10 protein-coding genes are annotated in these 7,706 nt (G+C 63.9%); 2 read left to right on the top strand and 8 right to left on the bottom strand.

Translation table 11 applies throughout. The features are described 5' to 3' along the window. The 8 genes from J7I84_RS21140 to J7I84_RS21110 all read right to left on the bottom strand — a co-directional run. The coding region (locus J7I84_RS21140; protein ID WP_311381195.1) for a helix-turn-helix domain-containing protein at window positions 1-315 on the bottom strand (315 nt) is incomplete at its 3' end. A 439-nt stretch (window positions 316-754) separates the two neighbouring features. Beyond that, complete coding sequence (locus tag J7I84_RS21135) at window positions 755-955, bottom strand: suppressor of fused domain protein (protein ID WP_214946481.1); 201 nt, start codon at window positions 953-955, stop codon at window positions 755-757. Between the two features lie 25 nt (window positions 956-980). Next, complete coding sequence (locus tag J7I84_RS21130) at window positions 981-1,298, bottom strand: hypothetical protein (RefSeq protein WP_251046923.1); 318 nt, start codon at window positions 1,296-1,298, stop codon at window positions 981-983. A gap of 179 nt (window positions 1,299-1,477) precedes the next feature. Beyond that, window positions 1,478-2,509, bottom strand: coding sequence for a 2-keto-3-deoxygluconate permease (locus J7I84_RS21125; protein WP_214946480.1), 1,032 nt, complete (start codon window positions 2,507-2,509; stop codon window positions 1,478-1,480). Window positions 2,510-2,579: 70 nt separating this feature from the next. Further along, window positions 2,580-3,623, bottom strand: coding sequence for a zinc-binding dehydrogenase (locus J7I84_RS21120; RefSeq protein ID WP_214946479.1), 1,044 nt, complete (start codon window positions 3,621-3,623; stop codon window positions 2,580-2,582). 53 nt (window positions 3,624-3,676) lie between these two features. After that, a complete protein-coding gene (locus tag J7I84_RS21115; RefSeq protein WP_214946478.1) occupies window positions 3,677-4,975 on the bottom strand; it encodes a four-carbon acid sugar kinase family protein in 1,299 nt (432 codons plus the stop codon). Window position 4,976: 1 nt separating this feature from the next. Continuing rightward, the gene (locus tag J7I84_RS21695) at window positions 4,977-5,411 is read right to left on the bottom strand and encodes a RuBisCO large subunit C-terminal-like domain-containing protein (RefSeq protein WP_251046922.1); all 435 of its coding nucleotides are present in this window, start codon (window positions 5,409-5,411) and stop codon (window positions 4,977-4,979) included. Next, window positions 5,386-6,243: a RuBisCO large subunit C-terminal-like domain-containing protein gene (locus J7I84_RS21110; RefSeq protein WP_251046921.1), complete on the bottom strand. Its 858-nt coding sequence runs from the start codon at window positions 6,241-6,243 to the stop codon at window positions 5,386-5,388. Before J7I84_RS21110 ends, J7I84_RS21695 begins: the two co-directional genes overlap by 26 nt. Before the next feature lie 268 nt (window positions 6,244-6,511). Here J7I84_RS21110 and J7I84_RS21105 point away from each other — a divergent pair, with 268 nt between their 5' ends. Together J7I84_RS21105 and J7I84_RS21100 are read left to right on the top strand one after the other, a co-directional pair. Continuing rightward, a complete protein-coding gene (locus J7I84_RS21105) occupies window positions 6,512-7,378 on the top strand; it encodes a GntR family transcriptional regulator (protein WP_311381194.1) in 867 nt (288 codons plus the stop codon). A gap of 109 nt (window positions 7,379-7,487) precedes the next feature. After that, the coding region (locus tag J7I84_RS21100; RefSeq protein WP_214946477.1) for a helix-turn-helix domain-containing protein at window positions 7,488-7,706 on the top strand (219 nt) is incomplete at its 3' end.

The raw sequence follows: 7,706 nt of genomic DNA, 5'->3' as shown, positions 1-7,706 counted from the left end.
AGCAGGATCGGCCGGGGCATACTCTGGCCGGATCCTTGCCACGTTCTCCCGGAACCAGGCCGGAGACCCGGACCAGCCCACCCGCTCCGCCAGCACCGTCGCCGGCATCCGCGGGTTCTCCACCAGCAGCGCACGAATCGCCGGTTCCACAGCCTTGATCCCGGAGTCCCGCGGCGCCCGAACATACGTAGGCGGACCGTCAGCACTGACGGCCTTCGCGACTGTATTCCTGGAGATCCCCAGCCGCGCCGCTATCGATCTCATCGACTCACCCTCGGCAAGATGCAACCGCCGAATAAGCGCCCAATCCTCCACTGTGATCACCCACCCAATCGTTTGGAACGGGTGGCTCAGTTTTCAACCATCACAATGGCTCAGTTTTCGACCGTCACCGACAGTGCACGCCTTGTACAGGCGATGCAAACTGAGGGAGACATTTGGGCAACTGACGAAGTGCTATGGTTGCGTCCGCTTAGGGCAACTTATCGGGCGGGTCATTCGGGAATCTGGTAGTGCAGAAATGACTTCGGTCTGCTGAACAATTGTGGTCAATCGCAGGATCAGCCGGTGGTGCCCTGGCCGTCTCAAGCCGCTTTTTAGTGCTCTGAGTTCGGTCGCCTTTTGCGCTTGGCTCGGGCCCTAGCTTATGCATGGGACCCCAAGCGGCAGGGAGTCCGCAGTCACTACAGAGCCGGCTTACAAGCGTCCGGTGAGGGATCCTTCACCGGGCACGGGGACTCAGCTAAAACGGCGGCTACGCACACAACGGAACCGGGAGTTCGCGGTTCAGATCTGAAAGTGGATCCTCGTCCCAGACTTCAAACAATGCGTCCAAGCCGTGTTCCTTCACGGTCCGGGCTTCTTCAGGGAAGACTGGTGTGGCGTCCAGGAACACCACATGATGACCGTTGTCTAGCTCCAGGGGCGGGATGAGATCATCAACTCTTTCGAGCATCAGCCATGACCTGGATTCACGGCCCTCAAGCTGCGCTCCTCCGCGGGCAGCCCGCTTGCCCTCCTACCCCTGAGGTGATGTCCCGTGATGGGCGGCTATCCAAACGGTTTATGACTGAGCCGTCGCCGTGAAAGATCAGGATTCGGCTTTGGCCGTCAATCCAGACCCAGAAATAGCTGGCATCCGCACTGATGTCGTCCACGGTGCCTTGTTCGGGTGCGAATCCGCTCCGGTTCACGATGATTCTGTCGCCCGGGTTGAGGTGCACCCAGTTGTGATAGCTCAGCGGGTGGGCTCCAGCTGCGACTGTTGGCAGATCGATTGTCTGTGGGTCTGCAATCATTGTTGTTCCTTTCATAACTGGCATCCCGCATGTCCTTGGGCTTTGGCGGGACGTTTCGCGACGAGGCTGCCACATTGGCTGGGCGGTATTTGTTGGAAGGTCCCGAAAAAAGGAAGCGGGGCGTGCAGTGTGCACGACCCCGCTTCCTTACTTGCTTACATACTTTGCGCTGGCCAGTTTCAGTTCTGGGGTTCCACTGCGTATTTGGGGACGGCCATCTTCTCTTCGGGGGAGGTGTCTTCGCTGTCCTGGAGACGGGCCTTTTTCTGCAGCCTCTTTGCCCATGCTGAGGTTACAATCGGGCAGAGTACTGCGGAGACGACGACCGATGCTGCCACGAGGACAGTCGCGTGGTCGGCAGCCGGGGCGTAGACGGGGTTGGCTGTGGCGATGATGGCGGGGACGAGGGCTGCGTTGCCGGCTGTGGTTGCTGCCGCGAGGCCCGCTACGCCGTCGCCGCCGGTGAGTTTGTCGGCGAGGAGCAGCACTGCGCCGCCGACGAAGACCACGAACAGGCCGAGTGCGATGCCGAGCAGCCCTGCTTCAACGACGGCGTTGAGGTTGATGGTCAGGCCCAGGGCCAGGCCGAGGAACGGCACCATGGCTGGTACCAGTGGGGCCAGGAGGCTTCTCATGTTTTTGTCCAGGTTTCCGAGGAGCATGCCCAGTGCCAGCGGGAGGATGGCGCCGACGAGTGCCTGCCAGGGGAAGGCCGACAGCCCGGCGATGCCGAGGGTGACCATGGTCAAGAAGGGGCCGGATTCCAGGGACAGGATGGAGTAGGCGCCGGCGTCGCGTTTGCGCCCGTACTGGCCCATGAGGGAGATGTAGAGGCCGCCGTTGGTGTCGTTGAGTGCGGCGACGAGTGCGAGGGTTGAGAGCCCGGCGAGGATTCCGGAGTCGATGGGTGCTTCGCCGAGGAAGCGTCCGGCGATGACGCCGATGAGGATGGCGAAGAGAATTTTGGAGCCGAGGAGCACGCCGCCCTTTTTGAGGATGTAGGGCGTTGATTTGACCTCGAGTGTCGCGCCGAGGCAGACAAAGAACACGGCCAGCAGCGGCGCCAGGCCGGTGAAGAAGGCCCCCGTGAAGGAGCCGAAGAACTTACCTGCGTCCGGGGCCAGGGTGTGGATGACGGCTCCGATGCCAAGGGGCACCAGCATCATGCCGCCGGGGACCTTCTCCAGAGCTTTCTTGATGGGAATCGACATTGATTTCTCCTATTGAATAGCTGAGTGATTGGGAACTGCGGTGCGGACCGTCAGTTCCGTGGCTTGTGGGTTAGCCGAGGCCAGGAATGAGCAGGACTTTGCAGGCATCGCCCGTAAGAAGCTCCACGGCGTCGTCGATCTCGCTGAGCTTCTTGCGGTGGGTGATGAGCCAGTCGAGCTGGAGCTTTCCGGAGTCCAGCAGCAAGAGGCTCTGTTCCCAGGTTTCCCAGAGCCTGCGTCCGAAGATGCCGCGCAGGGTGATGCCCTTTTTGTTGATGTAGGCGGCGATGTCGACTTCCGCGGGGCGGCTGGGGTGTCCGATGGTAATGACGGTGGCTTCCCGGCGGACGGCTTCGAAGAGTGTGGTCAGGGTGCCGGGGGCGCCGGAGCATTCGAAGGCGACGTCGAAGCCGCCGCGGCGGCCGGTCAGTTCACGGCAGCGTTCGACGATGCCGTCGTTGGGGTGCAGGGCGGTCGCGCCGAGTTTCTCGGCTTGGGCGCGGCGGTAGGGGTTGGGGTCGACGGCGATGACGTGGGAGGCGCCCATGAGCAGTGCCAGGTTCACGACCACGAGGCCGACCGGGCCTGCGCCGCTGACGAGCACGGCCCGGCCTGCGACGGAGTAGTTGGCGCGCTGGATGGCGTGGACGGCGACGCCGGCGGCTTCGAGCAGGGCTCCGGATTCGAGTGACAGGCCGGTGGGGAGCTTGACGCAGATGTCCTGGGGGACGGCAGCGTATTCGGCGAAGACGCCGTCGATGTGCATGCCCAGGATCCCTGTGCGTTCGCAGGTATGGGCGTCACCGGTACGGCAGGGGAAGCATTGCCCGCAGGTCAGGTGGCTTTCGACGGCGACTTGGTCGCCGATGTTCAGGCCGGTGACGCCGGGGCCGACTTCGACGATGGTTCCTGCGCCTTCGTGGCCGAGGATGACGGGGAGGTTGAGGTTGAAGGCCTGGGCGGAGGGGGTCCATTCGTAGAGTTCACGGTCCGTGCCGCACAGGGAGGCCGCGCCGACTTCAATGACGACTGAGCCTTCTGTTGCTTTGGGGTCGCCGGCGTCGGTGACGTAAGTGACGCCTCGTTCGGCTGCGTTCTTGACTACTGCCCGCATGGGGGCCGCCTTTCGTTGGTTCTTGATGCGTGGAGGACTGTTTTGGTGGGGTATCAGCTCGGGAGCTGGCCGCCGAAGCGGCGCAGGATGTCGGTGGGTCCGACCTGTCCGCCTTTAAGCAGGAGCCGGCAGCCGCCGACGGCAGAGGCACCATCGGCCTGCAGGATCGGGCCTGCGGTGACGAACTGGTCGGATACCCGCAGTTGGCGTACGCCCATGGCGATGAGTGCGTGGCTGGAGGTATCGCCGCCACAGACGGCGATGTCCCTGGTGAGCCCGGCATCGGCCATCCGGGCAGCAACGCCGCCAATCAACGTACCGACGTAGCCGGCGTCCACTGGTGTGCTCGCCCCGTAGCGTGGGTCAGCCGCGCCGCGGGTGGTGTGAACGACGACGTTGCGTCCTGCGTGGAGCGCGGTTGAGACGCGCTCATCCAGGGCGGCGATCAGGGCCGGGTCGTCGCGCTGCAGCAGCTCGGTAGGGACCGGGACGTCCTCCCAGCCAATGGAGATGGCGTCGTTGATCTGCTCCGCTGTGGTGCTGGAGGCTGAAGCGCTCACTGCCAGGACAGGTCCTGACGGCTTCTGCGGGCCGGGGGTACGGGGAGCCTGATCCGAGATGGACCTTGCCAGCGCTGCCATGATGCCGCCGGATCCGACCACGATCGAGGGACCGTGACCGTGTTCTTCCCGGGTGAGCGCTTCTGCAACCGCGTCCATGTGGTGTTCATCGACGGCGTCGACCACGAAGGCCTTCGCCCCGAGTTCCCGCCTCCGGTTCGCCCAGGAGTCCTTGAAGGTGCCGTCGTCATAAGCCGGCAGATGGATAGCCCCCGGTATCTTGTCGTCGCCGAGCTGTTCGGCCAGGACCTGGCGCAGGTCGGCCTCGGACATGGGGGTGGAAGGGTGCCGGGACATGACGGGGTGGCGGTCAAGCCGGTAGATCTGGCCTGCATGGGTGGCGTAGTGGTTGCTGAAGGCGGTGTACCGGCCGAAGTCAGGTTGGGCAGGGACGACGGGGATTGGGCCGTGCAGCGGGAATTGCTCGTGGAGCAGTTGGATTCCGCGGCCGATGCTTCCCACAGTGGTGGAGCTGTCGAAGGTGGAGCAGACCTTGTAGAGCAGTACCTCCAGGTTCAGGGCGGCAATGCCGGCAAGGTCGTGGGTGACCAGGTTGTCGAACGCGGTCCCGGACAGCGATCGGGCAGGCCCGGCGAACCCGACGACGTCGGTGTCCGTGGGCAGTGGGGCGTCCCCGATGACCAGGGCTGCTTCGAGCCCGTGGCGGTGGGCTTGGGCCAGGACGTCGGCGGCTCCGGCGAGGTCGTCGGCGACGAAACCGAAAGCGGGCATGTCAGGCACCTTTCCCGAAAGTCTGGACCGCATGCAACAGGGCGTCATCTCCAGTTTTCGCCTGCTTGGTGGCTGCAGTCTGCAGGGGGACCCCGTCCACGGCTGCTTCCCATGCCTGGCGGAGGCTGCGCACTCCTGCGCCGGGGCCGTCCGGGTGGGCCGCGACCCCGCCGCCAGCGAGCATCATCAGGTCCGTGGAACCGACCGCGTCGAACGTGGGCCCTGGGGTGGTGACGTTCTGCCCGGACGACAACACAGGAAGCGGTGCAAGGGTCTGTCCGAGAGGTGCGAGCAGACTGCGGATGTTAGAGGCCACTTCTTCATCGAGTTCGTAGAACTTGCTGCCCAGGCCGCTGGCGTGCAGGTGGTCTGCGCCGGCCAGGCGCGCCATCTGCTGCCAGACCCGGTAATCAACGCCAAGGGCCTTGGACCTCATGGAAGCCGCGAGACCGGCCCGGTGGCCGTGGATGGGGACCTTCGGCGAAGCTGCGCAGCAACGCCAGGGCAGGCAGCCCCATCACGGGAATGTTCAGCATCACGCAAGTGCCGCCGGCCTCGACGACCAGGTCGTGGCGCTTTTGCAGGCCTGCGAGGTCACCGGTGATGTTGAAGGCATACATGGTGGAGTGGCCGGTGACCTGCTCTGCGGCCCGGATCTCTTCCGTGGCGACCGCAATCCTGCGTTCCAACGGCAGATAGGCCGGATCAGTCATGAGCTCATCGTCCTTGATCAGGTCGATGGACGCCATCGCCAGATCGCGGACCACCAGCCGGAACTCCCCTTCGGAAAGCCCGACGTTGGGCTTAACGATGGTGCCGACCATGACGCCCTGGACATCACTGATGAGCTTGCGGGTCCCCTCGATCCCGAAGGCCGGACCGGGGTGGGCGGCGACGAAGTCCTCCGGCAGCTGCATGTCCTGAAGCCGGCAGGCGTAAAGATCGCCCAACTCGAAGAGATTGCCTGCGATGGCAGTCTGCAGCGTTGCTAGGTCCGTACCGACGTTCTCCATGGGGAAATCAACAGTGACCAGTGCAGCGCGGACCTTTTCCGGGTTCGCCCGTGATGGCAGGGAGGGGCGGCAAAAGCCGAGTTCCTGGACATCCGAGATCCGGGCCGCGTGCCGCTCGCGGATCCGGGCGGATTCACCCGGCACCGGGAGGAAGGTGCCGCTGGACTGTTCGCCGGCCATGATGGCGGCCGCCTTTTCCGGGTCAATTTCGGATTCTAGATAGTAGGTGCAACGCACCGAGCGCGGGTCGCGCATGGACTCTCCAATGGGGGGTTTGAAACTTACGTATCCGTCTGTCACCTGCAGGTACTTTCACTTCGCTCACGCGCCGATGCGGGCTCAAGCAGGTGACTCGCGACTTCGCGTTCACGGCATCTTCTGTGATCCAGGAAGCCGGGTTGTACGTACCTTTGATACGTACAATAATGGGTGTTATGGATCACGTCAAGGTGAACTATCGTCACTGCCCCGCCGGGGGCAGCAGCGTGAGGGCTAAGATGTCCACAGTGGCAGAGGAGTCAACGTGAGCTTGGAACCAGCAGAAACAGCGGCAGAGCAGCCGGGACGCACCAGCCCTCTGAACCGGGAAGGCGGAGGTCCACTCCACGCCCAAATCCGGGACATCCTGCACCGGCAGATCGTGGACATGGGACTTACCCCAGGCTCTTCGCTGCCCACTGAAGAGGAACTGCAAAGACAGTTCGGCGTCTCCCGAAGCGTGGTCCGCCAAGCGCTGTCCGGTCTCGCCGACCTGGGCCTGATTCGCCGCCAGCGCGGCCGCGGCAGCGTCGTGGCCGCAACACCCGTGCTTCGCCGGCACGTGCAGCGTGCCGGCGGCCTGGACGAACAGGCCGCTGCACACGGCCAACGCCTGCGCACCCACGTCCTCAGTATGGAACCCTCCGAGCCGCCCCCAGCCGGCATCGACGCCCTCAATACGACCAACACCTGGAAAATCGAGCGGGTCCGCTACCTCGACGACCTTCCCGTAGCCTTCATGCGAACCTGGGTCCCCCGCGACTTCTTCCCGCACTTCACCGCGGAACTGCTGGAAGACGCGTCCCTGTTGAGCCTGATGCGCGACCACGGATACCACCCTGCCGGTGGACCCCGCCAAGTACAGGCAGTCTCATCAGATCCTGACCTGGCCCGAAAGCTCACCATCAACACCCGCGAACCCCTGCTCCTGCTCCAAGGTGTCACCCGTGACGCCCTTGGCCATGGCCTGGAATGGTTCAACGTCTGGCACAGCCCCAACACTGTCTTCGACGTCGACGCACAAGTCACGACCCAACCCGGACGCGTCTCCCAAGAGAACATACGGCGCTTGCGGAACCTGACCCAGCAACTTGAATCAGAACTGACCGATCTGGAGAGAGGGGCACGCTAGATGTAGTGTCCCGGCAGGTTGATGACACGGGGAGTGATTTGACGCAATAAGAGGACCTCCGGGTGTTGTGTGGTGCTTGTCGAGAGCGAACACAAACCAGGAGGTCCTCGTGTCCCACCGTAACGCGTTTTTGGCTCATTCGGGGCGTCTGCAGTTAGCCCGGTGCATCGTGGTTGATGGGTGGCCCTTGCGCCGGGCTGCCGAGAGGTTCAATGTCTCTGTGCCGACGGCAGCGCGTTGGTCCCGCCGCTACCGTGAATTGGGAGAGGCCGGGCTGGAGGACCGCCGGAGCCGGCCGCGGACTTGCCCACACAGGACCCGGATCCGC

This window comes from Arthrobacter sp. ISL-85, from assembly GCF_018613675.1.
Taxonomy (GTDB): domain Bacteria; phylum Actinomycetota; class Actinomycetes; order Actinomycetales; family Micrococcaceae; genus Arthrobacter.
This window is presented reverse-complemented; position numbering and strand designations above follow the sequence as displayed.

Excerpts from the sequence above, each read along its gene's own strand:
- J7I84_RS21125 (WP_214946480.1), bottom strand. The coding sequence starts at position 2,509 with ATGTCGATTCCCATCAAGAAAGCTCTGGAGAAGGTCCCCGGCGGCATG.
- J7I84_RS21120 (WP_214946479.1), bottom strand. The coding sequence starts at position 3,623 with ATGCGGGCAGTAGTCAAGAACGCAGCCGAACGAGGCGTCACTTACGTC.
- J7I84_RS21110 (WP_251046921.1), bottom strand. The coding sequence starts at position 6,243 with ATGCGCGACCCGCGCTCGGTGCGTTGCACCTACTATCTAGAATCCGAA.
- J7I84_RS21130 (WP_251046923.1), bottom strand. The coding sequence starts at position 1,298 with ATGATTGCAGACCCACAGACAATCGATCTGCCAACAGTCGCAGCTGGA.
- J7I84_RS21135 (WP_214946481.1), bottom strand. The coding sequence starts at position 955 with ATGCTCGAAAGAGTTGATGATCTCATCCCGCCCCTGGAGCTAGACAAC.
- J7I84_RS21115 (WP_214946478.1), bottom strand. The coding sequence starts at position 4,975 with ATGCCCGCTTTCGGTTTCGTCGCCGACGACCTCGCCGGAGCCGCCGAC.
- J7I84_RS21695 (WP_251046922.1), bottom strand. The coding sequence starts at position 5,411 with ATGAGGTCCAAGGCCCTTGGCGTTGATTACCGGGTCTGGCAGCAGATG.